General features: G+C 70.8%; 26 protein-coding genes. 8 read left to right on the top strand and 18 right to left on the bottom strand.

Annotated features, from left to right (window positions below; all coding sequences use genetic code 11):
- Positions 1-15: 15 nt before the first annotated feature.
- The 3 genes from ACIBJF_RS16775 to ACIBJF_RS16765 form a co-directional block, all read right to left on the bottom strand.
- The gene (locus ACIBJF_RS16775) at positions 16-819 is read right to left on the bottom strand and encodes an SDR family oxidoreductase (protein WP_399174435.1); all 804 of its coding nucleotides are present in this window, start codon (positions 817-819) and stop codon (positions 16-18) included.
- Complete coding sequence (locus tag ACIBJF_RS16770) at positions 809-1921, bottom strand: N-acetylneuraminate synthase family protein (protein WP_399174434.1); 1113 nt, start codon at positions 1919-1921, stop codon at positions 809-811. Before ACIBJF_RS16770 ends, ACIBJF_RS16775 begins: the two co-directional genes overlap by 11 nt.
- Positions 1922-2060: 139 nt before the next feature.
- The gene (locus ACIBJF_RS16765; RefSeq protein WP_399174433.1) at positions 2061-2243 is read right to left on the bottom strand and encodes a hypothetical protein; all 183 of its coding nucleotides are present in this window, start codon (positions 2241-2243) and stop codon (positions 2061-2063) included.
- Positions 2244-2461: 218 nt separating this feature from the next.
- Here ACIBJF_RS16765 and ACIBJF_RS16760 point away from each other — a divergent pair, with 218 nt between their 5' ends.
- Positions 2462-3469, top strand: coding sequence for a hypothetical protein (locus ACIBJF_RS16760; protein WP_399174432.1), 1008 nt, complete (start codon positions 2462-2464; stop codon positions 3467-3469).
- Positions 3470-3672: 203 nt separating this feature from the next.
- On the opposite strand, the gene ACIBJF_RS16755 is transcribed toward ACIBJF_RS16760, so the two are convergent.
- Positions 3673-5232 (bottom strand): sodium:solute symporter family protein, encoded by a 1560-nt coding sequence (locus ACIBJF_RS16755; RefSeq protein ID WP_399174431.1) that lies wholly within the window; start codon positions 5230-5232, stop codon positions 3673-3675.
- 127 nt (positions 5233-5359) lie between these two features.
- Complete coding sequence (locus tag ACIBJF_RS16750; RefSeq protein WP_399174430.1) at positions 5360-6148, bottom strand: SDR family oxidoreductase; 789 nt, start codon at positions 6146-6148, stop codon at positions 5360-5362.
- Positions 6149-6222: 74 nt separating this feature from the next.
- Here ACIBJF_RS16750 and ACIBJF_RS16745 point away from each other — a divergent pair, with 74 nt between their 5' ends.
- Complete coding sequence (locus ACIBJF_RS16745; RefSeq protein WP_399174429.1) at positions 6223-7071, top strand: hypothetical protein; 849 nt, start codon at positions 6223-6225, stop codon at positions 7069-7071.
- Here the strand turns inward: ACIBJF_RS16745 and ACIBJF_RS16740 are convergent.
- Both ACIBJF_RS16740 and ACIBJF_RS16735 read right to left on the bottom strand, forming a co-directional pair.
- Positions 7064-8965, bottom strand: coding sequence for an MFS transporter (locus ACIBJF_RS16740; protein WP_399174428.1), 1902 nt, complete (start codon positions 8963-8965; stop codon positions 7064-7066). The two genes, ACIBJF_RS16745 and ACIBJF_RS16740, sit on opposite strands and share 8 nt — an antisense overlap.
- A 221-nt stretch (positions 8966-9186) precedes the next feature.
- Positions 9187-11688 (bottom strand): D-alanyl-D-alanine carboxypeptidase, encoded by a 2502-nt coding sequence (locus ACIBJF_RS16735; protein WP_399174427.1) that lies wholly within the window; start codon positions 11686-11688, stop codon positions 9187-9189.
- A 195-nt stretch (positions 11689-11883) separates the two neighbouring features.
- Between ACIBJF_RS16735 and ACIBJF_RS16730 the strand changes: the two genes are divergently transcribed.
- The 3 genes from ACIBJF_RS16730 to ACIBJF_RS16720 all read left to right on the top strand — a co-directional run bounded on the left by ACIBJF_RS16730 (position 11884) and on the right by ACIBJF_RS16720 (position 14152).
- Complete coding sequence (locus ACIBJF_RS16730; RefSeq protein ID WP_351805697.1) at positions 11884-12639, top strand: GPP34 family phosphoprotein; 756 nt, start codon at positions 11884-11886, stop codon at positions 12637-12639.
- Positions 12640-12913: 274 nt separating this feature from the next.
- Positions 12914-13771 carry a helix-turn-helix domain-containing protein gene (locus ACIBJF_RS16725; RefSeq protein WP_399174426.1) on the top strand — a complete coding sequence of 286 codons (858 nt, stop codon included), beginning with the start codon at positions 12914-12916 and terminating at the stop codon, positions 13769-13771.
- Between the two features lie 189 nt (positions 13772-13960).
- Entirely contained in the window at positions 13961-14152 is a 192-nt protein-coding gene (locus tag ACIBJF_RS16720) for a DUF397 domain-containing protein (RefSeq protein WP_228623227.1), read from the top strand.
- A gap of 125 nt (positions 14153-14277) precedes the next feature.
- On the opposite strand, the gene ACIBJF_RS16715 is transcribed toward ACIBJF_RS16720, so the two are convergent.
- The 3 genes from ACIBJF_RS16715 to ACIBJF_RS16705 form a co-directional block, all read right to left on the bottom strand.
- Positions 14278-15177, bottom strand: coding sequence for a MerR family transcriptional regulator (locus tag ACIBJF_RS16715; protein WP_399174425.1), 900 nt, complete (start codon positions 15175-15177; stop codon positions 14278-14280).
- A 66-nt stretch (positions 15178-15243) separates the two neighbouring features.
- Positions 15244-15732 (bottom strand): glutathione peroxidase, encoded by a 489-nt coding sequence (locus ACIBJF_RS16710; protein ID WP_351805705.1) that lies wholly within the window; start codon positions 15730-15732, stop codon positions 15244-15246.
- Positions 15733-15830: 98 nt separating this feature from the next.
- Entirely contained in the window at positions 15831-16814 is a 984-nt protein-coding gene (locus ACIBJF_RS16705) for a helix-turn-helix domain-containing protein (protein ID WP_399174424.1), read from the bottom strand.
- 86 nt (positions 16815-16900) lie between these two features.
- Between ACIBJF_RS16705 and ACIBJF_RS16700 the strand changes: the two genes are divergently transcribed.
- Positions 16901-18097, top strand: coding sequence for an MFS transporter (locus ACIBJF_RS16700; protein ID WP_399174423.1), 1197 nt, complete (start codon positions 16901-16903; stop codon positions 18095-18097).
- On the opposite strand, the gene ACIBJF_RS16695 is transcribed toward ACIBJF_RS16700, so the two are convergent.
- From ACIBJF_RS16695 to ACIBJF_RS16675, 5 genes are all read right to left on the bottom strand, one after another.
- On the bottom strand, positions 18036-18869 hold the full coding sequence (locus ACIBJF_RS16695; RefSeq protein ID WP_399174422.1) for a slipin family protein: 834 nt from the start codon (positions 18867-18869) through the stop codon (positions 18036-18038). The two genes, ACIBJF_RS16700 and ACIBJF_RS16695, sit on opposite strands and share 62 nt — an antisense overlap.
- A gap of 136 nt (positions 18870-19005) precedes the next feature.
- On the bottom strand, positions 19006-19644 hold the full coding sequence (locus ACIBJF_RS16690) for a hypothetical protein (RefSeq protein WP_399174421.1): 639 nt from the start codon (positions 19642-19644) through the stop codon (positions 19006-19008).
- A gap of 172 nt (positions 19645-19816) precedes the next feature.
- A complete protein-coding gene (locus ACIBJF_RS16685; protein ID WP_399174420.1) occupies positions 19817-20611 on the bottom strand; it encodes a hypothetical protein in 795 nt (264 codons plus the stop codon).
- Positions 20608-21210 (bottom strand): RNA polymerase sigma factor, encoded by a 603-nt coding sequence (locus ACIBJF_RS16680; RefSeq protein WP_399174419.1) that lies wholly within the window; start codon positions 21208-21210, stop codon positions 20608-20610. The genes ACIBJF_RS16685 and ACIBJF_RS16680 overlap by 4 nt, the downstream gene beginning before the upstream one ends.
- 140 nt (positions 21211-21350) lie before the next feature.
- Positions 21351-22214, bottom strand: a complete 864-nt coding sequence (locus ACIBJF_RS16675) for a hypothetical protein (RefSeq protein ID WP_399174418.1) — start codon at positions 22212-22214, stop codon at positions 21351-21353.
- Between the two features lie 178 nt (positions 22215-22392).
- On the opposite strand from ACIBJF_RS16675, the gene ACIBJF_RS16670 reads away from it, so the two are divergent.
- Positions 22393-22593, top strand: a complete 201-nt coding sequence (locus tag ACIBJF_RS16670) for a hypothetical protein (protein WP_399174417.1) — start codon at positions 22393-22395, stop codon at positions 22591-22593.
- A gap of 16 nt (positions 22594-22609) precedes the next feature.
- Here the strand turns inward: ACIBJF_RS16670 and ACIBJF_RS16665 are convergent, their stop codons facing one another.
- Positions 22610-22963: a hypothetical protein gene (locus tag ACIBJF_RS16665; protein WP_399174416.1), complete on the bottom strand. Its 354-nt coding sequence runs from the start codon at positions 22961-22963 to the stop codon at positions 22610-22612.
- Between the two features lie 832 nt (positions 22964-23795).
- Here ACIBJF_RS16665 and ACIBJF_RS16660 point away from each other — a divergent pair.
- Positions 23796-25004, top strand: a complete 1209-nt coding sequence (locus ACIBJF_RS16660) for a serine/threonine-protein kinase (RefSeq protein ID WP_399174415.1) — start codon at positions 23796-23798, stop codon at positions 25002-25004.
- 58 nt (positions 25005-25062) lie between these two features.
- Here the strand turns inward: ACIBJF_RS16660 and ACIBJF_RS16655 are convergent, their stop codons facing one another.
- Both ACIBJF_RS16655 and ACIBJF_RS16650 read right to left on the bottom strand, forming a co-directional pair.
- On the bottom strand, positions 25063-25383 hold the full coding sequence (locus ACIBJF_RS16655; protein ID WP_351805717.1) for a GYD domain-containing protein: 321 nt from the start codon (positions 25381-25383) through the stop codon (positions 25063-25065).
- 144 nt (positions 25384-25527) lie between these two features.
- On the bottom strand, positions 25528-26256 hold the full coding sequence (locus ACIBJF_RS16650; protein ID WP_399174414.1) for a hypothetical protein: 729 nt from the start codon (positions 26254-26256) through the stop codon (positions 25528-25530).
- Positions 26257-26409 lie beyond the last annotated feature (153 nt).

Here is a 26409-nt window from a genome sequence, read left to right as displayed (position 1 = left end):
GGAGTGGAAGGGCGGTCACCAGCAGACGTAGCCGCCGTCGACGATCAGTTCCTGGCCCGTGACATAGCTGCTGAGGTCGGATGCCAGGAAGAGGAGAGGTCCGGTGAGATCCCCCGCCTCCGCCATCCGGCCCAGGGGCACGCGGGCGGTGAACTTCCGGCGGAACTCGGGGTCCTGCTCACCCAGCACGCCGCCGGGCGAGAGGGTGTTGACCCGTATGCCGTTCGATCCCCACAGGGCGGCCAGATACCTGCTGAGGGCGGAGACGCCCGCTTTGGACATGCCGTAGGCGGGGGGTTTCAGGAACGGCGGGTCGAGGTCGATGTGCTCGTACAGCGGGGGGTACGGGGCGACGTTCCCGTACAGAGAGCCGATGTTGATGATGGTTCCCCGGCCCGCGTGGGCCATCGCCGAGCCGTAGACCTGGCAGACCCGCAGCGCGCCGAGCGCGTTGACGTCGAGGGTGACCGCGGACAGCTCCTCGGGGACCTCCTCGAAGTACCAGCTCCCGCCGGCCGCCGAGGGCGGTTGGTCGATACCGGCGTTGTTGACCAGGATCGTGGGGACGCCGAACCGTTCCTGGCAGGTCCGCAGGGACTGTTCCAGAGAACGGCGGTGGGTGACGTCCGCCCACGCCCCGACGTAGGTGCCGGTGTCCTCCCGCTCGGCGACCTTCCGTACGTCGTCGGGCGGGACCTCGTTCAGGTCGAGCCCCAGGACGTCGGCGCCCGCCTCCAGCAGAGCGCACGCCCAGATCCCGCCGAGCTTTCCGGCGACTCCGGTCACCACGGCGACCTCGCCGGTGAGATCAATAGGCAACGAAGCCCTCCCCGATCGCCACCGGGCGCTGGGCGGGGGGCTCGAAATCGGCGGGCTCGGCGAGATCCTGGAGCCGGATGTTGTCGTCGGTCTTCAGCGGCAGCAGCAGCGCGCGTCCGAGGACCAGGTCGAGCTGGTACGGCTTGAGGCCGTCGCCCGGCGACTTGCAGGCGATGTCCCGCTCGGTCAGCACGTGGCCGACCGGCAGGTCGCTCGCGGCGACCAGCTTCTTGCCCATCTTGCGGACGGCCGGGGCCTCGGTGTCACTGCAGACCTTGACCGGGGAGCCGAGGGAGGCCCGGGTGCGCTCCAGGCCCGCCACCAGGTCGGTCAGCTGGCCCGGGTCGAGGGAGAACGCGTGATCGGTGCCGGGGAGCGTCCGGTCCAGGGTGAAGTGCTTCTCGATGACCCGGGCACCGAGGGCGTGGGCGATGAAGCTCAGGTCGGGGCCGAGGTCGTGACCGGAGAAGCCGATGACCACGTCGGGGAACTCGTTGCGGTACGTGTCGATGACCGAGAGGTTGAGATCGGCCGGCGCGGCGGGGTAGACGGCGGTGCACTGAAGCAGCGCCAGGTTCGGGTTGAGCGGCAGGACGGTGTCGACGGCAAGCCGCACCTCGTCCATGGAAGCGCCGCCGGTGCTGACGATGAGCGTCTTGCCGGTCTTCGCCGCATAACTGAGCAGCGGGGTGTTGGTGACGTCGGCCGAGGCGATCTTGATGGCCGGCATGCCCAGTTCGACCAGGAAGTCGACGCTGGGGAGGTCGAACGCGGTGGAGAAGAAGTCGATCCCCACCTCCGCGGCCACCTTGGCGAGATGGACGTACTCGGCGCGGCCGAACTCCAGTGCCTCGCGGTGCTTTCCGTACGTCGGGCCGTAGCTGTTGCGGCCCTCGTACGGCTGGTCGTACATGGCGCGGGTGAACAGCGACCTGTTGTCCCGCTTCTGGAGCTTGGCGGCGCTCGCGCCGGCCGCCGCGGCCTGCCGGAAGAGCTCCTCGGCCTGTTCCAGGCTGCCGCCGTGGTTGTGACCGATCTCGGCGATCACGTAGGGCGCCGTGTCGTCGGCGACTCGACGACTCGCTATGTGGAGTTCACGCATGAGGTTTCACACCATCCTTGAACCTGAAGACGAAGGTGGTCGTTCAGTGCAAATGCGAACGAATCGCTCCGCTCAGGACGTGCGGATGCCCCGAGCGGAGCGGCGGAGAGAAGAGCCGGAAGGGTGGACGGCCCGCGGGTCAGTCCCAGGCGTGGTCGTCGGGCGACGCGGGCGTGATCACCGCACTGGAGTCGGCGGCGCCGGCCCGGACCGAGTCCCACTCGGGGTCTCCGTTGGTGGCCGCGACACCGAGGCTCGCGACAGTCGCCGCGAGAATGCCGGCGCTTATGGCGGCGACAAGTGCCTTTCGAGCCTTCTTCATTTCTGCCCCCCTGATAGTCGCTCCGACGTCCTTTGCCGGCGCTGCGACGACTCTGGCAGCCAAGGGGCTTGTTGTGTTGCGCCGGACGGTGTCCTAATCTTTTTTGGCTACAAGGGGATTCCGACAAAATCGGACAAACGGGTGGGGATTGCGTGGGAAATCGACCACTGCTGACAGGGCTCGCCGTATCCGGATACGAGTGCGCTCTCCGGAACGGAATGTTCCGGGATGCCGACATATCAAGAGACCTCGGTGTCGACGAGCGGGCCGCCGCGGAGATCAGGGAGCTCCTGCTGGAGCTGCGGCTGCTCGCACCGGGTACGGACGACGGCCCGCCGGTGCCGGTGGACCCGCTGATCGCCGAGATGGAGCTGCGCTCCCCCGTGGAGCGGTCCATCAACGAGGCGCAGGAACGTCTCGCCCACATCCACGGCGAACTGCGCGCGCTGGTGCCCCTCTACCGGGAGGGCACCCGTTCCAGCAGATGTGACCAGCAGATCCGGGTGCTGGACGATCCCGCCGACGTGAAGCGCGAGGTGAGCATGCTGATGCACACCTGCGAGCGCGAGACGGTCACCGTGCAGCCGGGCGGCGGACGCAGCTCGGAGTCGGTGCGCCGGGTGCTCACCCCCACGCTGGAGATGCTGGCCCGTGGCGTCACCATGCGGACGCTCTACCAGCACACGGCCAGGGCCAGCCTCGCCACGCGCGCCTTCGTGCGGCAGGTCGTGGCGGAAGGGGCCGAGGTGCGGACGACGGGCGAGCCGTTCGAGAGGGTTTTCTTTTTCGACGGCCGGATCGCGGTCGTCTCCCAGGAACGGCGGGGACGGCAGGCGCCGGGGGCCGCCATTGTGTCCGAACCCACTCTTGTCAATTTCATGTATCGGACGTTCGAGAATATCTGGCAGTCGGCCCAGGTATTCGATGCGGATCGTGTCGAATACCAGGAAACCGCCGAAGAGTTGCGCACGAACATTCTGCGGCTCATGGCTGCGGGGCTGAAGGATGATGTCATCGCCCGGCGTCTGGGAATGGCCACCAGAACGTGCCGGCGTTACATCACGGAACTGATGGACGAGATCGACGCGAGCAGCCGCTTCCAGGCCGGACTGATCGTCGGACGGCGGGGGCTGCTCCCGGACGACGGCCCGCCCGGCCCCGCGGATGACGACCCGGAAGCCGCCTCGGAAGGCGGCTCGGACAGGACGTCGGACGACAAGGAGTAGTACTCCGGTCGCGGTTCGCTATTGCCGCCGGCCGAAGGAGCGTTCGTGAGTGTGCTCGGCGGATTCCGCGGCAGGCGGTGGGATTACGGCCCGATGTCCGGCCGGACGGGAGCCGGCGATGGCGTCCGGGCTTTCCTGCGGTGGCGTATTCCCGCCGGAAAGCCCGGACGCCGTCGTCGGCTGCGCCCTCAGGTGGCCGGCCCCTACGGCGCTCCCACCACATCGTCCCCGGCACCCGCGGGAACCGGCACCGCCGCCACCGAGTCCCCGTCGGTGTTGAGCTTCTCGATGATGGCGAGGCGCTCGGGCGTCTCCTCGGGCTTCACGTACCCGATGACGATGTACAGCACCAGGGACACCGCCAGCGGGACCGAGACCTGGTACTGGAGCGGGACTCCGCCGGAGACGTTCCAGTTGATGGGGTAGTTCACCAGCCAGAACGCCAGCAGACCCGCCGCCCAACTGGTGAGCGCCGCCGTCGGGCCGGAGCGGCGGAACGCCCGGAGCAAGCCCAGCATCATCGGGATCGCGATCGGGCCCATCAGACCGGCGACCCACTTGATGACGACCGTGATGATGTCCTTGAACGTGGGGGAGTTGACCTGGGTGGCCACCGCCATGGACAGGCCGAGGAAGACCAGGGTCGTCACGCGGGCCGCGACCAGGCCGGAGCGCTCGCCCCAGCCCCGGGCCCGGGAGGAGAGCACCGGGGCCACGTCACGGGTGAACACCGCCGCGATCGCGTTCGCGTCCGAGGAGCACATGGCCATCGTGTGGGAGAAGAAACCGACGATGACCAGGCCCAACAGGCCGTGCGGCAGCAGCTGTTCGGTCATCAGGCCGTAGGAGTCGGAGCCGTCCGGCTTCTGCGCGTGGACCAGGAGCGGGGACATCCACATCGGGAAGAACAGCACCACCGGCCAGATCAGCCACAGCACGGAGGACAGCCGGGCCGACCGCTCGGCCTCGTAGGCGCTGCCCGTCGCCATGTACCGCTGCGCCTGGTTGAGCATGCCGCCGTTGTACTCGAAGAGCTTGATGAACAGGAAGGCGAGGAGGAACACCGTGCCGTAGGGGCCGACCAGCGGCTTGCCGTGGCCGTGCAGCGCCGGCTGGTTCCAGGCGTCGAAGAAGCCGATGTGCTTGTCGTTCAGCTTCAGCACGACGGCCACGAACATCGAGACGCCGGCGAGCAACTGGATGACGAACTGGCCGAGTTCGGTCAGCGCGTCCGCCCACAGGCCGCCGATCGTGCAGTACACGGCCGTGATCGCACCGGTGATGAGGATGCCCTGGTGCAGGGTGACCCCGGTGAACACCGACAACAAGGTGGCGATCGCCGCCCACTTGGCGCCCACGTCCACGATCTTCAGCAGCATGCCGGACCAGGCGAGCGCCTGCTGGGTGGACAGGTTGTAGCGGTTCTTCAGGTACTCCAGCGGGGAGGCCACATGGAGCCGGGAGCGCAGTCGGTTGATGCGGGGCGCGAACAGCTTCGACCCGATGGCGATGCCGAGCGCGATGGGGAAGGACCAGGTGACGAAGGAGGTGACGCCGTAGGTGTAGGCGATGCCCGCGTACCCGGTGAACATGACCGCGCTGTAGCCCGACATGTGGTGCGAGATGCCGGACAGCCACCAGGGCATCTTGCCGCCGGCCGTGAAGAAGTCGGAAACGTTGTCCACGCGCTTGTGCGACCAGACGCCGATCGCGACCATCACACCGAAGTAGCCGATGAGTACGGCCCAGTCGAGACTGTTCATGTGCTCGATCGTGGGTGCGGTCACATGAACGCGACAAGCAAGAGTAAGGTCAAGTCAAAGTAAAAATGTTCGACTTGATGATTCGCGTTCATCCACATGAACATCCCGGATGGCGGCCCGAGTTGCCTCAACGCATCCACTCCCCCGCGTTGACCAGCAGCGACTGCCCGGTGATGGCCCGCGCCCGGTCCGAGGACAGGAACACCGCCGCGTCCGCCACGTCCCCGTCCGTCGCGAGGTCCGGCAGTGCCATCCGCTCCGTCAGCCGGGCCAGGACCTCCGCCTCCGGCACCCCTTCCGTCTGCGCGGTGTACGCGACGTACGCCTGCACCGGCGGGCCCCACATCCAGCCCGGCAGCACGGTGTTGACCCGGACCCGGTACGGCCCGAGTTCCCGCGCCAGCGAGTACATCGCGCTGGTCAGCGCCCCCTTGGATGCGGCGTAGGCCGCCTGCTTCACCTGCGAGGGCGCGGCGACGGCCGACTGCGTCCCGACGAAGACCACGGAACCGCCGCCACCCGCCTTCAGCGCCGGCAGGCAGGCCCGCGTCATCCGCAGGGTGCCCAGCAGGTTCACGTCGACGACCGACCGCCAGGTCGCGAAGTCCGCGTCCTCCAGCCCGCCGAAGTACGAGTCCCAGGCCGCGACATGGACCACGGCGTCGATGCCGCCGAACCGCTCCCGCGCCAGCTCCGCCAGCGCCGCGCACTGGTCCTCGTCGGTGATGTCGGTCGCCCGGTACGCCGTACGCGTGCCGTCCGGATCGATCTCCGCCGCGCTCTTGGCGAGGTTCGCCTCGGTGCGCGCCCCGAGCACCGCGTTCCCGCCGTCCCGTACGACGGCCGCGGCGACCTGGTGCCCGAGCCCGGCGCCCACTCCCGATACGACCACTGTCCTGCCTGCGAGCAGGGACATCGGTACCTCCCGCGGTATGGCGCTTTATCTGATGGAGCGTCAGAGTATGGGCCACGGCAGGAAAGGGGAACCGTATGAGCGACGAGACCCGCAGCGAGCTGTACGCCGAGCTCGCCGCCGTAGGACCGTACGGCGTCCGGCCCGGCCACGCCCTGATCACCATGGTCGAGCCGCACCCCGGCCACGAGTACGCCTACAACCGCTGGTACGAGGACGACCACTACTACGCCGGCGCGATGGCCATGCCCTGGATGTACGCGGGCCGCCGCTGGGTCGCGACCCGGGACCTGCAGCTCCTGCGGTACCCCGAGAAGTCGGCCGTCGCCCGGCCCGTCACGGCCGGCTGCTACCTCTCCACCTACTGGATCACCGACGGCCGCTACGACGACCACATGAAGTGGACCGTTGCCATCAACAAGCGTCTGAACCGCGACGCCCGCGTCCACCACGACCGCACCCACGTCTTCACGGCCTTCCAGGACCACGAGACGACGGTCTACCGCGACGGCGCGGCCGGTCCGCGTGACGTCCACGCCCTCGACCACCCCTACGCCGGGCTGGTGCTGGAGGTGATCGACAGCGACTCGCCGCAGCAGCGGTCCGAACTGCTGGAGTGGCTGCGCACCCGGCACCTGCCCCGCCGCCTCGCCGACTCCCCGGCGGCCTTGGTCACGGTCTTCCGGCCGACCCCCCTGCCGGGAGACCGCATGACCTACGTCAAGCAGGTCGAGGGCGTGGACACCCGACTGACCCTGCTGTGGTTCCTGGGGGCGGATCCGAGGGAGTGCTGGGAGGGCGGCTTCACCGGGCTGGACACGGATGTCTCCGGCTCGGGGCTGGGTCGGGTGGAGCTGGTGGCGCCGTTCATCCCGACGGTGCCGGGGACGGACACCTACGTGTCCGAGCTGCGCGGCCCTACTTGAGCTCGTCCGGGCAGGGGGTGCCGCGCGGCAGCTGGTACGGCGCGGCCAACCGGTACGTGCCGGCCCGCGGAGCGATCAGCATCGTCCACTTGTCGCCGTTCGCGTCCTGAGGCGTCTGGGTCAGGCACCCGTTGACGTTCCGGTACCTCTTCGGCGGACCGGAGGAGACCACCTGCGGCGGCTTCAGGCTCTTGCCGTCCTCGTCGACGATGCTCAGCCACGGCGAGTAGGGGATCCTGATCAGGATCCGCCCGGCCTTGCGCACCTGAAGCGTCATCTCACCCTGCTCGGCGCGGTCCACCACCGCGTCGGGCTCGGCGAGCGGCGTCGGGTCGGTGACCCGGAACAACTGCCAGTTGGCGTCGCCCCAGACCTGCCTGAGGTACGGCATCCCGCGCCGCAGCAGTTCCCGCTCGCGCTCGCCGCCGTCGCCGTCCGGGTTGTCCTTCGGCAGGACGACGAAGTGGACGGCCCAGCGCTGCAGCCACTCGTGGTAGTTCGCCGAGTTGAGGGTGTCGTCGTAGAAGAGCGGGTTGCGCTCCATGTCGGCCTGCCGGTTCCAGCCGCGCGCCAGGTTGACGTACGGCGCGAGCGCGGACGCCTCCCGGTGCGAGCGGGCCGGGACCACCTCGACGCGGCCCTTCTCGGCACCGGCCTTCTGCAGCTGGTGCACGAGCGGGGCGAGCTCCCGGGCCCAGGACGCGGCCGGGGTCGTGTGGACGATGTCGTCCACCGACTTGAAGCCGATCCAGCCGGCGAAGCCCAGGAGCGCCAGCACGGTCGCGTACCACTTGCGGGACTTCGGCACCGTGAACGGCAGCGCGGCCACCAGGGCCGCACCCGCGAACAGCATCGGCAGCCGGGAGATGTTCGACCCGATCTGCGAGTTGATCAGCCACACCAGGACCACGCCGACGCTGTAGACGGCGGCCGTCAGCCGGACCGTCACCCACTGCTTGGGGGCAAGGAACAGGCACAGCAGGCCGTACAGCAGGGGCAGGATCACCGAGCCGATCGTCATCGGCTGGGTGCCGGAGAACGGGAAGAGGAAGTACGAGGCGGCGACCACCACCGTCGGGGCGAGCCCCAGCGCCCAGGCGCCGGGCCGCCGCTTCTGCAGGAACAGCGCGACCGCGACGAGCCCGACGAACAGGCCCGAGACGGGCGAGGCCATCGTGGAGAGCCCGGCCAGCGGGGCGGCCACCGCCGCCTTCGCCCAGCGTTTGTACCGCCACCGGTACGGCCAGCAGAAGACGGCCGCGACCGCGCCGAGCGCGAACATCGTGCCGAGCCCGAAGGTCACCCGGCCCGAGATCGCGTTGCACAGCAGCGCGACCACCCCGGCGAGCGACGCCCACAGCGGGTTCTTCACCGCCCGGCTGCGGATCAGGACCAGCGTCAGCAGGCCCGCCGACACGGTCCCGGCGATCATCATCGTCGTACGGACACCGAGCACGGCCATCAGATACGGCGACACCACGCTGTACGACACCGGGTGCATGCCGCCGTACCAGGCCAGGTTGTACGCCGAGTCCGGGTGCCGGCCGACGAACTCCGCCCAGGCGTCCTGCGCCGCGAGATCGCCACCGCTGTTCGCGAACGTGAAGAACCAGACGATGTGCAGGAGGCCCGCGAGGGTCGTTATGGACAGCACGGGGTGCGTGAGCAGCCGCTGCCGCAGGGGTTCGGCGGCGGTGAGGAGACGCGCGAGCCGGTTCGGGGGTGCGGCGGGCTCGTCCGGGCGACCGCCGGGGCGGTCGGGACGATCACTGTCGGTAGGGCCGGCCGGGTGGCCGGTGCGGCCCTCCGGGTCAGTCGTGGACACGCGTATTCGCGGGCCGGATCCCGGGCCCGGATCGGCGTCGTCGGCGCGTGTCGGCTCCGCTGTGGCCACCTGAAGGCACTCCCCGTGTCCCGTCTTCTGTTCTCGGCCGTGTTCCACGCTGTTCCCGGCCGCTTCCCGTCCAGTTCGCGGCCGTGTCCCGTGATCGGCGACCTGCCCCGATTCGCGACGCTAGCACGCACCCCGCCGCGAGGCCCCCGGGTGGGGCGTCGTCGGCGGGGTGCGCGGGCGGGCGGAACGGTGGTGCGAGCGGCCCGGAGGACTGCCGGAGGTCAGCCCAGACGGGTCAGCTTGGCGCCGAAGCCGGGCGCCGCCAGATCCTTCTGCAGGGCCACCGGCACCTTGACGGCACCGGCCGAACCGTCACCCACGGTGAGCGAGCCGACCTCGGTGCCGGCCTTCGCGGTGTGCGGCACCTTGCCGGAGGTGAACGACAGCTTCACCTTCAGCCCCGCCCAGCCGGCCGCCGTGACGTCCTTGGTCGCCACGATCGGGGTACGACCGCCCAGGCCGTCGTCGACGTACCCGACGACATCGCCCTTCTTCAGGATCGTCACCGACTTCAGGGCGCCCTGAGCGGACCGGATCAGCTTGTCGCCCGCGTCCAGGACCCCGCTGATGATCGTGTTGTCGAAACCGCCGGCGGGCTGGCGCAGCACGGCACCGATGATCGTCCGCGTCTCGCCGCCGACCTGCTGCTTCGCCGCGAAGACGAGGTTGCCGAGGGCGGCGGGCGTGGTGCCGGTTTTGATGCCGACGACGTTGTTGTGGCCGACCAGGCGGTTGTAGTTGGAGTGGTTGACGCCCTTGTAGTCGTCGTACGACATCATCGCCGCGACCTCGCGGAAGACGGGCTGCTGCATCGCCGCCCGGGCCAGCTTCACCTGGTCCACCGCCGTGCTGACCGTGGAGGCGGTCAGGCCCGAGGGGTCGGTGTACTGGGTGTCGGCCATGCCGAGGCCCTTGGCGGCGGCGTTCATCTTCTTCGTGAACGCCTGCTCCGAACCGGAGTCCCAGCGGGCGAGCAGCCGGGCCACGTTGTTGGCGGAGGGCAGGAGGATGGCCTCCAGGGCCTCGCGCTCGGAGATCCGGTCACCCGCCGTGACGCGGACGGTGGACTCCTGGCCCGCGTCCGACTGGTCCTCGGCGGCCTTGTCGATCTTGATCTTCGGGCCGTCCTGACCGCTCTTGAGCGGGTGGTCGCGCAGGATGAGGTACGCCGTCATCACCTTCGCGACGCTCGCGATCGGTACGGGCTTCTGGTCGCCGGAGTTGCCGAACGTGCCGATGCCCTGGACGTCGAGCGCGGCCTCACCCCTGGCCGGCCACGGGATGTCGGCCTTGCCGCCGCCGAAGGTGTAGGTGTCCTTCGCGGTGAGGTCGAGGGTGGGGTCGGGGAGCGGGCGGAGGGTCTGTACGACCGCGAAGACGATCGCCAGGAGCAGGACCAGGGGGGTCCAGATCTTGACCCGGCGCACGATCGTGCGGACCGCGGTCTCCGGGGGCGGAGGCGTGTTCGTCAGCTCCGCCAGGAGGTCCAGCGGGGGCTTCGGGGGGAGGGGCTGCTGTGTGGTGCGCTCGGGGCCGACCCGGGGGACGGGGGTGGTGGCGTCCGGCTTGGCAGCCGGCTTGGCGGCCGGTGCCATGTCGTTCTTGAGCGCGACGAATTTGCTGGTGCGCTCGGAGTCGCGCTCCGGGGACTTGGGCTTGCCGCCCAGCTTGAGCATGGTCGTGGGCTGATCGACCTGCGGCTTGGGGGCGACGGCCTTGAAGACGGCGGTGGGCTGGTCGACGGCGTCCGCCTCCGGCGTGGGGGTCGGTGCGTCGCTCGCCTCGGCTTCGCCTTCGGCGTCCGCCTCCGGCGTGGGGGTCGGTGCGTCGCTCGCCTCGGCTTCGCCTTCGGCGTCCGTGTCGTTCCCACCCGCACCACCCGTGCGGCTCTCTTCGTCGGCCGCGGGTGGCCCCTGTGGGGCGTCCTCGTCGTCGGCGTCCTCGGGTCCGTCCTCGGCCTCCGGCGCCTCGGCTTCGCCTTCGGCCTTTGCCTTCGCATCGCCGTCCGCGCCGACCTCGGCGTCACCGTCAGCCTCCGCGCCGACCTCGGCGTCACCGTCAGCGTCCGCGTCAGCCTCCGCGCCGACCTCGGCGTCACCGTCAGCGTCCGCGTCAGCCTCCGCGCCGACCTCGCCGTCACCGTCAGCGTCCGCGTCAGCCTCCGCGCCGACCTCGCCGTCACCGTCAGCGTCCGCGTCAGCCTCCGCGTCGGCCCTGGCGTCACCGTCAGCCTCAGCGTCGGCCTTGGCCTCGGTCTCCGCGTCAGCCTCGGCCTCCGAGCTCGCCTCTGTGTCTGTCTGCTCGTCGGCCTTCTGGTCGGCCTCCGCGTCCGTCTTGCTCTCCGTCTGCGTGTCGGAGGCCGCGTCAGCGTCCGGCTCCGTAGCCGTGTTCGTCTTCGCGTCGGCGTCCGTGGCCCCGGTCTCCTCGGCCTCCGGCCCATCCGTGGGCGCCGGCTCGTCAGTTGCGGGGGCGGCGCCGCGGACCCAGGCCGAGACCGCCTCGCGGAGGGCGGTGTCCTCCGGCGAGGCTTGCGTGGCGCGGGGCTTCGCGTCGCGGACCGACAGGATCTTCGTCGCGGTGTCCACGCCGCCGGGCACGGAATCCTTTTCCCGCGAGACGGCGAGGCGTGGATCGCGTGCCTCGGGAACCGGGCCCTCGCTCCCCGACGTCCGTTCTGCCGACGACTCGCGCTGCTTCGACCTGTCGGGGGACTCGCCCGCCACCGATGCCTCCTCATGCGCCGCACGCCTACGCGCGCGCCCTGTCCGAACCATGTACCAGTGTCCTGTGTGAGGGCTTGGCCCCTGCGGTAGACGAGAACGACATACCTACCGGTTCCCTCACGAACCGGTCACGCACCCTCGACAGACCAATGTGAGAGGGGTCACCCTGTCATTCATCCACGCGGGGAGGCATGGATGGGCAGGAGCCGCAGAACACTTCCGGAGGAGCTTCTGTTGCTGGCACTGGACCCGACCACGGGTACCACTGCGCAGCCGCAGTCGCTCGACCTCGGTCTGGCCGGAGCACAGCTAGTGGAGCTGGCGCTGGCCGGACGGATAGCCCCAGACGGGGATCGTATCGCCGTGGTGGTGCCACGGCCGACAGGAGATCCGACTCTGGACTGCGCGTTGGAGTTGCTGCGAAGGCGTGGCGCTCCCGTGCGTGCCGTCCATTGGATCGGCGGGCCCCGGCTGGGGCTCCGTCAGACGTATCTCTCGCATCTGGAGCGGTGCGGCATGGTGCACGCCGTGGCCGGCCAGATGTGCGGGGTGCTGCCGACGACTCGCTATCAGGCGACGGACAACGAGATCAGCCGGGAGATCAGGGCCCGGCTGGACTCCGCGATCCGCACCGGCGTACCGCCGGACCCGCGGACCGCGGCGCTCGCCGCCCTGGCGCACGCCGTCGGACTCGGCAAGCACCTGTATCCGGGGAACGAGGGACGCTCGTCCCGCTCCCGGCTGCGGGATCTGATCCGGCACGACCCGATGGGCGGTCTTGTCGCGCATGCCGTGATGGACGTGCAGAACGGGGCTGCCGCGCAGCCCCGCCGGGCAACGGCCGCCACCGGGCGGCAGGGCGCGGCCGGCGCAAGGTCCGCGGCGGAACCCGCTCGGGGGGTTCCGATGCAGCCGCACCGCGGATCCATGGCACGCGCCGTGGCCCACTGAGCCGTAGCCCCGGTTCCGAGCCGTAACGCCGGCTCGCCCAGACCGGTTCGGGAGCCGCTGGTCGGAGCGGGACGGTGAGATCCTTCCCCGGGGTCTCACCGTCCCGCTCGACTGCGTCCGGGCGCACCATCGGGTGGCGAGCCGTGGCGAACTGACGCGTACGCGCCGCATATCCACCATTTCCCAGCGGTAGAAAGCACCTTGGTGGCAGTCTGCTCAGCAGCAGATACGGAAAGTGTTAAACAACAGGCAGGCAGCCGGAGGTGCACGTCCCGTGGCGTCCAATGTCAATCCCACCGTCAGGCGGCGCCGGCTGGGCCAGGAGCTGCGCAGGCTCCGGGAGCTCAAAGGCATGACGGCCGAGGAAGTGGCCGAGCGTCTGCTCGTGTCGCAGTCGAAGATCAGCCGGCTGGAGAACGGCCGGCGGAGCATCAGCCAGCGCGACGTGCGTGACCTGTGCGGGGTGTACGAGGTCGAGGACCAGCGGATCGTCGACTCGTTGATGGAGATGGCCCGCGACTCCCGGCAGCAGGGCTGGTGGCACACCTTCGGGGACATCCCGTACAGCGTGTACATCGGTCTGGAGACCGACGCCGAGTCGCTGCGGGTGTACGAACCCCAGCTGGTGACCGGCCTGTTGCAGACCCGCGCCTACGCGGAGGCCCTGGTGCAGGGCGCGCTGCCGGAGACGTCGACCGCCGAGATCGAGAAGCGTGTGCAGGTGCGCATGCGCCGACAGGAACGTATCACCGCCGAGGCCAACACGCTCCGGCTGTGGGTGGTGCTCGACGAGGCGGCGCTGAAGCGCGTCGTGGGCAGCAGGCTGGTGATGCGGGAGCAGCTGGACCATCTGATCGAGATGTCCCAGCTGCCGCACGTCACCGTGCAGGTGCTGCCGTTCGAGGTGGGCGCGCATCCGGGGCTCAACGGCCAGTACGCGATCCTGGAGTTCGCCGACGCGGCCGACTCCAGCGTGGTGTACCTGGAGGGCGTCACCAGCGACCTGTACCTGGAGAAGGCCCAGGACGTGCAGAAGTACGCCGTGATGTACGAGCATCTGCGGGCACAGTCGCTCAATGTGGAGCAATCCCGGCAGTTCATTGCAAAGGTGGCCAAGCAGTACGCGGAATGAACTGCTGTCACACAGGGCGCCGGATCGTACACCGTCGGTCCGCTCCAGAGGAAGGCTCCTCTGGAATATGCCATCCAGTTGAGTGAACGACCACTCCCGCAGGGGCAGTTGCCCGGTAGCGTCGATCACGCCAATCAGTCGACGAGGTTGGCGTGAACCGCACTATCGCAACTCGCAACAGGAGTGGACATGGCACTGATTCAGGGCGCTTCGGAGACGTGGATGAAGTCCTCCTATTCCGCGGGCAACGGCGCCTGCGTCGAGGTCAAGTCGCCCGCCGACGCCGAACTCGCCGTCCGTGACTCCAAGGTCCCCGAGGGCCCGATCCTCGCCTTCCCGGCCGACGCGTGGAACGCCTTCGTGACCTCGGTCAAGGCCTAGGGGGTCCTCCCTGACCTTCGTCAGTAAAGACCCCCCGAGGAAGACAACTTCACAAGCACCACCAGAAGAGCCCTCTCGACCAGTCGCCGTCCTTGCCGAGAGGGCACCTTCTGGCCGGGACACGGTCAGGTCGTCCGTGTGGCTCGCCTCACCGGGAACGCCACGTCGCACACCGGGTCCTCGGGACCCGACGCGTCCCAGTCCGCCCAGTAGATCTCACGGCACGGACCGGCCATCTCCAGCCCCTCGCCCGCCATCCACTGCTCCACGGCCTCGAAGGCGGCCAGGATCTGCGGATGCGCCACCTGCGCCTTGGTGATCCGCGTGTAGGCCAGCCGGGCCGCCGGCTCCACCCGTACCGCCGTCTCCCAGGCCCGCCCCCGCCCGGCGGCCCACGCCCGGGCCGCCGCCTCGTCGGCCACCGGCACACAGGACTCCGCCGGGCCGTCGCTCTCCATCGACACCTCGGAGTGGTAGACCACGAACGGCGCGCCCGTCATGCCCCCGCACTCCCGCGCCGCCGCCTCCAGCCGGCCCAGCGACGCGCCGATCCACGTCGGCAGCTCGTCCGCCAGCGTGTGCCGCGACTCGGTGATCACCACCTGCGTCGGCACGTCCACGGTCTCGATCACGAACTTCTCGTACATCTCGGTGCTCCTCCCGGACAGCCGTCCACGGAGGTACTCGGCGAGCGTCCGCTGCCCGGCGACCCGGGCCTCCACGTCCGCCCAGTAGGCGGCGAGCCGGTCGGCGGCCTCGGGACCCTCGGCGCCGAGCACCTCGGCGATCCGGGCCAGCGGCATGTCCAGCTGCCGCAGCAGGGCCACGAGACGGGCGCGTTCGGCCTGCTCGGCGCGGTAGTGGCGGTAGCCGGTCGTCTCGTCGACGTGCGCGGGCGTCAGCAGGCCGAGGCGGTCGTACAGGCGCAGCGCCTTGGCCGACAGCCGGGCCCGCGCGGCGAACGCGCCGATGGTGAGCAGGTCGTCGGTGAGCTGGTCGTCGTCCACCGTGTCATCCTCCGTCACCGGGCGGATCCGCCGCCCGGTGACAGGGACGCTCGGCCCTGCCCCAGGGGCAAGGTCAAGCCGTGCTCAGCCGAGCTGGGCCTCGATGGCCGTCACGATCGCGTCCGACTCCGGCTCGGTCTGCGGCGAGAACCGGGCGACGACCGTGCCGTCCCGCCCGATCAGGAACTTCTCGAAGTTCCAGCGGATGTCGCCGCTGTGCCCCTCGGCGTCGGCGACGTCCACCAGACGCTCGTACAGCGGGTGCCGGCCCTCGCCGTTCACCTCGACCTTCTCGGTGAGCGGGAAGGTCACGCCGTACGTCGCCGAGCAGAACTCCGCGATCTCCTCGGCGCTGCCGGGCTCCTGGCCGAGGAACTGGTTGCAGGGCACGCCGAGCACGGTGAAACCGCGGTCGGCGTAGCGCTCCTGGAGCTTCTCCAGGCCCGTGTACTGGGGGGTGAGGCCGCACTTGGAGGCCACGTTGACGATGAGGACGGCCTTCCCGGCGTACTGGGGGAGGTCCGCGGGGCCGCCGGTGAGGGCGTCGATGTCGACATTCAGCACGTTGGTCATGGGGTGAGCCTAGACGCCCGAGGAGTCGCCATGGCGGGCCGCCGGTCCGTCCGCGGCCTCGTCGCGGCCGGCCGCGCCCACGCGGCGGTGGCCGCACCTCAGATGCGGCCCCGCGCCCCTCGGGGCGCCTCCACCAGGAGATCCCCGACCGGTGTCCGCCCGTACAGCACCGACCGCCCGGCCCTCCTCCGCTCCACCAGCCCCGCCTCCCTGAGCACCTTCAGATGGCGCCCCACCGAGCCCAGTCCCTGCCCCGTCACCGCCGTCAGCTGGGTGGTGCTCATGGGCGAGGCGAGCAGGAGGAGGACCTCGGCCCGGGCGGTGCCGAGGAGCGCGCCCAGAGCGGACGGGACGGGTCTGACACCGGCGTCGGCCAGGGCACCGGCGCAGGGGTAGACCGCCGCGTAGCGCACCCCGTCGTCCCAGGCCACCCAGCCCGCCCGCTGCACGGTCACCGGCACGAACACCAGCTCGGCCCCGGAGATCTCGCGGGGCGGGTACTCGTGCAGATTGATCTGGAGCCGGTTCTCGCCGAGCCAGCGGGTGCGTCCGGGCCGCAGCGCGTCCAGCACGCTCACCCAGCCGCCCCGGCTCACCTGCGCGGTCCGCGCGACCACGTCCGCCTCCAGCACCCGCCTGCGCCGCTCCCAGGACGGCCCTACGGCCGCCTCCCACACCCACTCCAGCAGGACGGCCGCCCGCTCGGGCAGGTCGTCCCGGTCCAGCCCGGCGGGAAGCGGCCCGGCGAGCGCGGTGCGCAGATGGGCGCGGGCCGCGTCCGGCGCCGTCGATCGGACCCGGGCGACCTCGTCCGCGAACGCCTCCCCACCGCGGGGCGCCGGGGTGAGGAAGTCGGCGATCCAGTCCCGCCCGAGCCCGGCCCGTACCAGCCCTGCCGTCACCGGGTCCGCCGCCAGCCGGGCGCGGTAGGCGGGCAGATGGGCGCGCAGCCACTCCTGCTCACCGGGATGCGCGGCGTCCCTCACGTGCAGCAGCTTCAGGCAGGCGAAGGTCTCGGCGAGCGGCGAGACGACGAACCGGCTGCGGGCGAGCGTGTCCGCGTTGAGCTGCCACAGGCCCACCCCGGCACCCCCCTACGGCCGTACGACCTTTCGCGCTGCGGCGAAACAATAACGGGCGCATCCGCGACCGGCCGAGACTCCCCGGCATGTCCAGCTACCGATCCCTGCTGCGCACCCCGGAGTTCACCCCGCTCTTCCTCGGCTCGGCCGCGCAGACCGCCGCGCAGACCGTCGGCGGGCTGGCCCTGGGCACGCTCGTGTACCGGGCCACCGGCTCGCCGCTGCTGTCGGCGGTGAGCATGTTCGGCCCGTCGCTGGCCCAGGTGCTGGGCGCGACCTTCCTGCTGTCCGGCGCCGACCGGCTGCCCCCGCGTACGGCGCTGTCCGTGATCGCGCTGGCCTTCGCGGCCGGAACGGCGGCGCAGGCGGCGCCCGGGCTGCCGGTCGGCGCGGTCTTCGGCGTCGTCCTGGTGCTGGGCCTCGTGGCCTCCCTCGGCGGCGGTGTCCGCTGGGGCCTGCTGAACGAGATCCTCACCAAGGACGGCTATCTGCCGGGGCGTTCGCTGTTCAACATGATGAGCGGGCTGATGCAGATCGCCGGTTTCGCCACCGGCGGCGCCCTGCTCGAGCTGCTCTCCCCGCGCGTCTGCCTGCTGCTGTCCGCGGCGCTGTACCTGCTGGCCGCGCTGGCCCTGCGGCTCGGCCTGACCGCCCGGCCGCCGAGGACGGCGGGGCGTGCCTCCCCTGCGGCCACCTGGCGCACCAACGCCCTGCTGTGGTCGTCCCGGCCGCGCCGCCTCACCTACCTGGGCCTGTGGCTGCCCAACGGCCTGGTCGTCGGCTGCGAGTCCCTGTACGTGTCGTACGCGCCGCACGCCGCCGGCACCCTGTTCGCCTGCGGGGCGTTCGGCATGTTCGCCGGCGATGTGACGGTGGGCCGGCTGCTGCCGCCGGCGGTACGGCGCCGCCTGGCCACGCCCCTGTTGCTGTTGCTGGCGACGCCGTACCTGGTGTTCTGCGCGCACCCGCCGCTGCCGGTGGCGGCGGTGTGCGTGACGGTCGCCTCCGTCGGCTTCGGCGCGAGTCTCGTCCAGCAGGAGCGGCTGATGGACCTGACCCCGGGGGAGCTGGCCGGTCAGGCCCTGGGGCTGCACTCGTCCGGCATGCTGACCATGCAGGGGGTGAGCGCCGCGCTGGCCGGCGCGGTGGCCCAACTCACCTCGCCCGCCGCCGGGATGACGGTGATGGCGGCGGGCTCGGTGGGGGTGACGCTGGCGCTCGCTACGGCTGCTCGGCGCTCTGCGGAGCCGGGGCGGGAGCCTGCTGCTGCCGAGGCACGCTGAGGTCGGCGTCGATCTTCTGCACGGCCCGGTCGAAGTAGCGCAGCAGCTCGACCGGGAACGGCATCACGAGGGTCGAGTTCTTCTCGGCGGCGACCTCGACGACCGTCTGGAGGAGCCGCAGCTGCATGGCCTCCGGTGTGTCGGCCATGATCCGGGAGGCGTTGGCGAGCTGCTGTGCGGCCTGGAACTCGCCGTCGGCGGTGATGACCCGGGCCCGCCGCTCCCGTTCGGCCTCGGCCTGCCGGGACATGGACCGCTTCAGCGACTCGGGCAGCTGTACGTCCTTGATCTCGACCCGGTCGATGTGGATCCCCCACCCGGCGGCCGGGCTGTCGATCATCAGGGCCAGCCCTTCGTGCAGCCGCTCCCGGTCACTCAGCAGGTCGTCCAGATCGCTCTTGCCGATGATGGACCGCAGCGAGGACTGGGCGACCTGACCGACGGCGAAGACGTAGTCCTGGACCTCGATGGCCGCGCGCACCGGGTCGGTCACCCGGAAGTAGACGACGGCGTCGACCTTCACCGACACGTTGTCCCTGGTGATGCCCTCCTGGGTGGGCACCGGCATGGTCACGACCTGCACGTTCACCTTGCGCATTCGGTCGGCGAAGGGGATCAGGAAGGTGACGCCGGGCGACCGGTGCTCCGGCAGGGCCTTGCCCCACCGGAACACGACCCCGCGTTCCACCTGGTTGACCACCCGCATACCGCTCTTCAGCACGAGCAGCGCCACCAGCGCCACCACGACGACCGCCACCACGGTGCCTTCCATGGCACTCCATTCCTCGCAACGGCACGGACACCGGGAAGGACACCGGCGGTGGCGGGATGGATGCGGGCCCCCGCGTCATGAGTGCGTCAAGAATCCGTTGAGAGGTCTCGGTCCGCGGGCGCACCGGGCGGAGCTGTCACCACCACCCGTCGTCGTCGCAGACCACCCGGAAGCTGCCCACGACGCCGTCGTCACCGAAATTGAACAAGCCCCCGCTGAACAAGCCCCCGCTGAACGGGCCCCCGTCGAAGGTACGGGTCACCACGCCGCTGGTCTCGCCGTGGGGACCCACGACGGCGACCGGAGCGCCGTTGTCACAGTTGAAGCCCCGGAAGATCTCGATGGTCTTCCGGCTGTCGTTGAACACGCTGAAGCTGTTCGCGCCCAGTCCACTGGCCGCGGTGATGCAGCCCTCGGCGACGGCGGGGTACGTGCGTTCGTTGAAGTAGATCCTCCCGTGGTCCCCGCCGCCACGACCGGGGCCGGGTCCGGGGCCGCGTCCGCCGCCGTCGCGGCCTCCGTTCCCGCCGCGGCCTTCGGTCGTCTGTCCGCTCGCTTTCGTGTCGTTCGAGGAAGCCGCGGCAGGAGCAGCTCGCCGGACGGTCTGGGCCGCCGGGTGGGCAGGATGGGCCGCCGGGTGGGCGGCACGGGCCGCCCGGTGGACAGGCGGGGACGCCGGGGTGGACTCGGCGGTCGAGGCGTAGGTGATGCCGGCGGCTGCGAGGACGGTCGCGCCTACTCCGGCGCCGATCGCAGCAAAAGTACGCGGGGCCATGTCACTTCTCTCTGTCTCGCGGACGTCGGCCCGGACGACCGACCTTCGTTGAACGTACCGACAGCTCTTATGACCGGCATTCCGGATATGTCCGGGGGTGTGAAGTCGTGAGCCCAGCCGGGTGGAAGTCCGGAGGAACTCCGTTCGTTGTGCGGCGGGACCTATGGGCCGGTCATGGCCGGTTGCCGGAGGACCCGGGCCCCTTGGACGGCCTGGCCTCGGCGCTCGGCCTGCCCTGGCCCTTCCCCGCCTTGCCGGCGTTCTTCGTCCCGCCGGTCTTCTGGGCCTTGTCCGTCCTGGCCGGCGCCGGGGGCGCGTCGTGCGCCGACCCGGTCAACTGGGCGCAGTATCCCGGGACCTGTCGTTCACCGCCCGCGGCGTGGACGAGGCGCTGCCATGCCGTGGCGTCCAGGGCATGGCCCCGGCCCTTGATCTTCTCGTAGGCACGGCAGTGCGCCTCGATGTCCTTTGCGGTGGCGGGGCGTGAGGGCAAGGCGGTGGGTGCCGTCCCGGATCCGCTGGAGGCAGGGCCCTGGTCGCCAGGGGTGGATGTGGCCGGCCGGTGCGTGCTGTGGCTGGTGCCGGCCTCGGGAGCGCGGTGGTGCCGTGCGCCGTCGACCACGCCGATGGAGGCGACGGCGACACCGCCGAGCAGGGTGCCGGCCGCGAGGGCGAGGGCGCCGCCGCGCGCCCAACGCCGCGTTCGCGTCCTCGGCCGCCAGTCGTCCCGGCGCCGGGTACGTACGGCCTCGTCGTTCGCCGTGCGGGCGCTGCGGAAGGCGGCAAGGGCGGCCTGTTCCGCACGGTCGTCCACGGGCTGCCGACGCAGCGCCTCACCGATCCGCTCGGCGAGGTCGTCCAGACCGGACGGGACGTCGCGTTCGGTGGTGGGGCCGAGGCGTGGGGCGTCCTCGGGCCGGTGGGCCTCGCCGCTCAACCGTTCGTCTCCGTTTCGTCGAGTGCTCATCGCGGTTCCCCCGGCGTCGGCGCGACATCGCGTGTCACCTCGGTGGTGTCCAGCAGCCGGGCGAGGCCCCTCAGACCACGCCGGGCCAGGACCCGTACGACCACGACGGGCCTGCCCATGACGCGGGCGACCGCCGGTTCGTCGAGCCGTACGACATGGCGAAGCAGGACCGCCTCGGCCTGGGCGCGGGGCAGCCAGGCGACCAGGGCCCGCGCCGTCGGGGCGGACAGCACGGCTTCGGACGGGAGGTGGTGGGTGGAGTCTGGGGGTGCGTTGGTGCCGGCCGGGCGGGCTGGCGTGGCGTGACGCCGGAGGTGGCCGCGCGCGTGGCGCCGGGCGATGCTCGCCGTCCAGCCGCGGAATCCGCGTCCGTCGCCACGAAACCGCGGCAACTCGCGGGCGATCTCCCGCCATACGGCGGCGGCGATGTCCTCGGCACCTTCACCCAGGAGCCCGCCCAGGTAACCGTGCAGGCCGGGCTGGACCGCTCGGTACAGCACCGAGAACGCCGCCTCGTCACCGTCCTGGGCCCGTGCGACTGCCGCGCTCAGCGCGAGATCATCGGCCGACAGGGGCTGAACACGCCCTTCGTTTCGCACGATCGATCCGTCTCCCGCCGGCCGAGCAACGCCCCGGAGCGTACGACACGTCGGAGCGGCTGCCCAAATAATCGGTTATTGGTACGGCCTTCAGTGGGCGATGCGAGTAACAGGACCGCCCCTCACGGGTGTTGGCGTGGTCAGCCGAGGCACAACCCGATCAGACAGACCTCCGTCGGCGATGTCGGCACCCGTGAGGGGCCGGTCCGGGACGTGCCCGGCCTCGTGCCGTCGTCTGCCGTCGGCGCCGGCCGCCGTTGCGCCGTCGTACCGGAGCGGTCGGGGGCCGTGCCGCCGCCGGCCGGGGCGGTGCTTCGCGGCCGCGGGGTCGGCGTCGCGGCCGGGCGGACAGGAGCCACGGTGCCCGGCCGGGCGCTCGGTGGCGTCACACGGGGCGATGCCGTGAGGGACTGCTGCCGCGGTGCGTTGGTCGCCGTCGGCGGCCGGGAAGGGGCGTGCGAGGGCCGGTGAGTGTGCCGAGCGGTCGCCGGTGCGGCGGCCGGCCGGTTCCGCTCGGGCGTCTGCTCCTGCACGGCGCCCGTCCTCCGGTCGTCCGGCGCCACGGTCGCCTGTGCCCGGTCGGTGGAGTGCCGGTCCACCATGCCGATGGTCAGGCCGCCTCCGAGGAGTGCGACCACGCCCGCGACCACCGCCCGGCGCCTGTTCCTCCTCCGGCGGACAGGCCGGCGACGGCGTGCCGCGCGTCCCTGCCGCGCCGGCGGCGGGTCCTCGACCTCGGCGGCGGCGTGCGGGGCCCGGTCCATGGCCGCGCTGGACTCCGCCTCGCCGTCCAGGAGCCTGTCGTGGAGGATGTCGTGCCATGTGCCCGTGGGGTCTTGGTGAGCCGTAGTGGCCGGTGCGGCGCTCGTCACCGCCGGGGCCGGCCCGCTGCGGCCGTGGGGGCCGTCGGCGGTGTGCGGGGCGATGTCCGGGGCGCAGGCGCCGCAGCCGGGGCACACCAGGGCGCCGTTGAGGTGCCGACGGCATGTGGAGCAGTAATCCATCCGCGGTCTTCCGGTCTTCCGGTCTTCCTGGTTCGACGTGCCGTCGGCCCGCCTGGGGCACGGCCTGGTCCATGGGTGGGGACGGGGCACACGGACGTATCCGCGCCGAGTCCGCCTAGGGCGCCGACCCGCGCCACTCCGGCCGGCCGGCCGCGGCGGCTCCGGTGCCGTAATCCCGGTGAGGAGCCTGCTGACCCGCGTCGCGCCCGGTCAACAATTCCGCTGCCTGGTGCTGCGTGTGCCGCGCGGCGAGTTGAGCTTCGGCGACGACGTCACCGCGTTCTCGTATCAGATCCTCATAGATCGGAGTGTGATTGTTTCCGGTGGAGCTGTGTGTCATGGTCGGCCCAGTTTCCTGATGATCAATAAAGACCGGTAAAGCGGCCGGTCCACTGTCAGGCTCGGTTGAGCCGGGCAGCGATCCCGTGCCCGATCAGCAAATAGATGACGGCCGGGAGGCCGTAATTGAGGACAACGCGTAGACCCTCCGTGTCCATCGTGAAAATGTCCTGTGACCACCAGGACAGCCAGTCCGCCGTGCCCCGCACGAATTCGACGAACACATTCGCGCGGTTCGCGTCGAGCAGGAACAACAGGATCCACAGGCCCAGCAGGGCTGCCGCGGCGTCCGCGATCGTGCAGATGGTGATGGCCGTACGCCGTGTGGTGGCCTGACGGCGCACTGCGCGGTCCGGCCCCGAGGGCTCGTTGTATGCCTGGTATCCGGGAACCGGGTCGATGTTGCTCACGGGAAAATCCGATCTGACGTAGTGCCATGTCCGCACGCTCGCTCCAGGGCACCGAAATCCAGTCGAGTCGGCACCCCGCTTCTTCCTGCTTCTGCGTTCCGTATGCACCACGGCGTTACACCGCCGTCTGCGATGCCCCAAATATGGCCGCCTATGCAGGCACTTACCCAAATGTGCAGTCACCGGGGCGCTTTTCCGGACCGAATGGGGGCGTGAGTCGGGTGCCGTCGCAGTTCCCGGCCGCCGGTGTTTGCGTAATTCATGACCAGGTTATGAAGGAAATCAGTGCGTCTCTTCATGGAAGTGTGGGTCTCGAAACCGTCTCCGTCTCCCCGTGACACTCCTGGCGTGCGGTTCGCTGTGGGAAGTGACCCCGGGCGGGGTCACGGCGCCCATCCTCCGGGGGGAGGCATGCGGGCGCCGACGTGCAGGGGCAGGCCCGGATCCCCCCCGTATCCGGGTCTGCTCCCGCTCTCACGGCTCGGAGAGCCGTGTGATGGCGCGTGCCGCAGGGGTGTGACGGCCCGGCACTCCGGTGCGCTGTACGGGTGGGCCCAGGACCCCGGGACCCAGGCCCCCGGGGCCCCAGGGATCCAAAGGGCCCGCGGCACCTGCTCGCCCCCGAATCCGAGCGGGTGGCCGCGCAATGAGGGGCAGGCAGGCGATTCCCCCGTCGCCTGCCTGCCCCAGGCGCAGCCCCTCGGGGAGGCGCCCGGTTCCGAGAAGGAGCGCGCGTCGACCCGGGCGACCGAGACCCGGATGACCGCGAACCACAACCATCGGGCCTCGGGGACTACGAGCAACGCGAAGATCCGATCCGATCGGAGTGGGTGTGCAGGGTCTGCCGGCGGACCGCTATGAGCTGCAGGAGCTGCTGGGACGCGGCGCGATGGGCGAGGTGTGGCGGGCCCGCGACCACCTCCTCGGGCGGCCCGTGGCGGTCAAGCTCCTGCGCGCCGGGGAGGCGGCGGACGCCGAGCGATTCCGCCTGGAGGCGCAGATCGCGGCCCGGCTCAACCACCCCAACGTCGTGGGCATGTACGACTTCGGCTCGCACCATGGCCGGCTCCACCTGGTCCTGGAACTCGTCGACGGCTGGAACCTGGCCCAGGAACGCTCCCTGCGCGGCGCACTGCCGGCGGCCGAGGCGGCGGCCGTCACGGCCCAGGCGGCCGCCGGCCTCGCCGCGGCACACCGGCAGGGAGTGGTCCACCGGGACGTCAAGCCCGCCAACGTCATGCTGACCGCCGACCGCACGGTGAAGATCACCGACTTCGGCATCGCACGCTTCGCCGAAGAGGCCGCCAGCGGCCTGACCGCCACAGGCAAGATCCTCGGCACGGCCGACTACCTGGCTCCGGAACGCGCGGCGGGCCGTCCCGCACAGCCCGCCTCCGACGTCTACTCCCTCGGCTGCGTCCTGTACGAACTGCTCACCGGGCGGCCTCCGTTCAGCGGAGCCACGTCACTGGCCGTGGTCCAGCAGCACGTCAGTGCCACACCGGCACCCCCCGACCGCCTGCGCCCCGGCATACCGCAGCCGCTCTCCGACTACGTCCTGCTCATGCTCGCGAAGGACCCGGCCCACCGGCCCACCGCGGCGCAGGCAGCCGCTTGGCTGGCCGCGCAGAACGGGGCACCACGACCGGCCGGTCCCGCGGGCACCGCCTTCATGCCGCCCCCGGCGATCCCCTCGCCTCCCCTCCCGCACCCCACCGAGTCCCGCACCGGCGCGCACTCCCATCCCCGCGGCCGCCGCAAGCTGGCCTCCAGAGCCGCCCTCTTCGGCGCCGCCCTCACGCTGTTCACCGCGGCCACGGCACTCGGCGCCTCGCTCAGCCCCGACGACACCGCGCCGACGCCTGCCACCTCCCCCAGCCCGACCACGACCGCCGCACCGACACCAACGGGCGAAACCCCGGACTCGACGCCACCTGCGCATGGACACGGTGACGAGGAGGGTGACGGGTCCACCGAATGGTCAGGCAATCACGGCGCCGGGAAGGCCAGAGGCCGCGGCGGCCGGCATTCCGACGACTGAGCCGGGACACCGGACCGGCCGGCCTTGCTGTCCTCGGGCACCGCGGGAGGTGGCTTCCTTACTCGCCGGGAGACCGGAAGGCGACCTGCCGGCGGGCGGCCTCGTCGATCTCGTCGACGGTGAGCAGAGGAGTGGCCCGGGTGTGGAGCGCGCCGCTGGCCTTGACGCGGAGGCTGACGGCGGCCATGGAGACCGGGTCGGGGAAGTCGATGATGCACACGAAGTCGTCCTCCCCGAAGGCGTAGTACATGGCTTCCACCGTCCCGCCGAGGTCGGCGACGACGTGGTCGACGGCGGCGCGGCGGCCGCTCCCGCCTTCCTTGAGCAGGCCCTTCGTGCCTTCGGGCGTGTAGGTGGCCTGGATGAGGAACTTCGGCATAGGGGTACTCCCAGCCCGTGACGTGTCCGGTGTGCAGAGGACTTCCCGCTGTCACGCCGGCAGCCACCCACCACACACCCGGATTCACTCGTTGGAAGCCGAACCCGTTCGCTCGTCTCTCGCCGTCGATGTCAGCCCTGAAGGTCACCGACGCCCGTTGAGGGCGTTCGCGAGGGCCTGGGTCTGGCCCGGTGTGATACCGAGGGCGAGCGGTACCCGGCGGGGGCTGTAGTACGACGAACACACTGCGATCGGGCTGTCAGACGTCACGGTCCAGCGGGATCCGCCAACGGGCTCCTGCTCGCCGACCAGGATGGTGGCCAACTCGTCCGCTGTGTCGGTGCGGAGGCCACAGCGGATCAGCGCCTGCGCCACCGTGTGGCGCGCTTCACGGGGCATCTCGGCGTCGCCGAGCATCGGAAGCAGGAGCAACAGGCGCTGTGACCTGTCGATCAGACCCTCACCGCTGTTCTGCGCGGCCTCGGCGAGTACGGCGAGCTCCGCCCAGGACAGTCCGGGGCGGGCGTCGTCGGCGCCGCACTGGCCGAGGTAGCCGAGCCGTCCCCACTCGGGGTGGCGCACGAAGAAGTCGACGTTGTTGACGTCCTCGAAATTGGCATACACGACGTAAGCGGTATGCCCACCGTCGAAGGGCACGCGCAAGACGGGCCAGGGCTCTTCGGGGTCGCCGAGGCGCTCCACCATCTCCTCGTAGACCGACGCGTCCACCCCGTAGCGTTCCGGATCCTCGCTTGGATCGCCCATGGTCAACAGGAGATGGGCGAGCCAGAAGGCGGGCTCGACCGCGAGATCCTCGCTCGCCACCAGCTCGCAGTCCTCCAGATACTCCGGGATGCGCACCGCAAGAGCCATGCGCGGAGCGTACTCGGCGGCGCGTTCCCGCCCGCGGGGACCTGGCGCACTTCTGGCTGCGCTCGCTCGTCGCGCTCGTTCGGGTGCGTATCTCGTGCGGGTTCCGCCCGTTGTGTCCAGGCTTGACCTCGCGATGTGTCTCCTCATGAAGGT

This window comes from Streptomyces sp. NPDC050743, assembly GCF_044456925.1.
Taxonomy (GTDB): Bacteria; Actinomycetota; Actinomycetes; order Streptomycetales; family Streptomycetaceae; genus Streptomyces.
The sequence above is the reverse complement of the archived record's forward strand: the minus strand, read 5'-3'. Positions and strand labels throughout refer to the sequence as shown.

Excerpts from the sequence above, each read along its gene's own strand:
- ACIBJF_RS16770 (WP_399174434.1), bottom strand. The coding sequence starts at position 1,921 with ATGCGTGAACTCCACATAGCGAGTCGTCGAGTCGCCGACGACACGGCG.
- ACIBJF_RS16765 (WP_399174433.1), bottom strand. The coding sequence starts at position 2,243 with ATGAAGAAGGCTCGAAAGGCACTTGTCGCCGCCATAAGCGCCGGCATT.
- ACIBJF_RS16760 (WP_399174432.1), top strand. The coding sequence starts at position 2,462 with ATGTTCCGGGATGCCGACATATCAAGAGACCTCGGTGTCGACGAGCGG.
- ACIBJF_RS16755 (WP_399174431.1), bottom strand. The coding sequence starts at position 5,232 with ATGAACAGTCTCGACTGGGCCGTACTCATCGGCTACTTCGGTGTGATG.
- ACIBJF_RS16750 (WP_399174430.1), bottom strand. The coding sequence starts at position 6,148 with ATGTCCCTGCTCGCAGGCAGGACAGTGGTCGTATCGGGAGTGGGCGCC.
- ACIBJF_RS16745 (WP_399174429.1), top strand. The coding sequence starts at position 6,223 with ATGAGCGACGAGACCCGCAGCGAGCTGTACGCCGAGCTCGCCGCCGTA.
- ACIBJF_RS16730 (WP_351805697.1), top strand. The coding sequence starts at position 11,884 with ATGGGCAGGAGCCGCAGAACACTTCCGGAGGAGCTTCTGTTGCTGGCA.
- ACIBJF_RS16720 (WP_228623227.1), top strand. The coding sequence starts at position 13,961 with ATGGCACTGATTCAGGGCGCTTCGGAGACGTGGATGAAGTCCTCCTAT.
- ACIBJF_RS16710 (WP_351805705.1), bottom strand. The coding sequence starts at position 15,732 with ATGACCAACGTGCTGAATGTCGACATCGACGCCCTCACCGGCGGCCCC.
- ACIBJF_RS16700 (WP_399174423.1), top strand. The coding sequence starts at position 16,901 with ATGTCCAGCTACCGATCCCTGCTGCGCACCCCGGAGTTCACCCCGCTC.
- ACIBJF_RS16695 (WP_399174422.1), bottom strand. The coding sequence starts at position 18,869 with ATGGAAGGCACCGTGGTGGCGGTCGTCGTGGTGGCGCTGGTGGCGCTG.
- ACIBJF_RS16690 (WP_399174421.1), bottom strand. The coding sequence starts at position 19,644 with ATGGCCCCGCGTACTTTTGCTGCGATCGGCGCCGGAGTAGGCGCGACC.
- ACIBJF_RS16685 (WP_399174420.1), bottom strand. The coding sequence starts at position 20,611 with ATGAGCACTCGACGAAACGGAGACGAACGGTTGAGCGGCGAGGCCCAC.
- ACIBJF_RS16675 (WP_399174418.1), bottom strand. The coding sequence starts at position 22,214 with ATGGATTACTGCTCCACATGCCGTCGGCACCTCAACGGCGCCCTGGTG.
- ACIBJF_RS16655 (WP_351805717.1), bottom strand. The coding sequence starts at position 25,383 with ATGCCGAAGTTCCTCATCCAGGCCACCTACACGCCCGAAGGCACGAAG.
- ACIBJF_RS16650 (WP_399174414.1), bottom strand. The coding sequence starts at position 26,256 with ATGGCTCTTGCGGTGCGCATCCCGGAGTATCTGGAGGACTGCGAGCTG.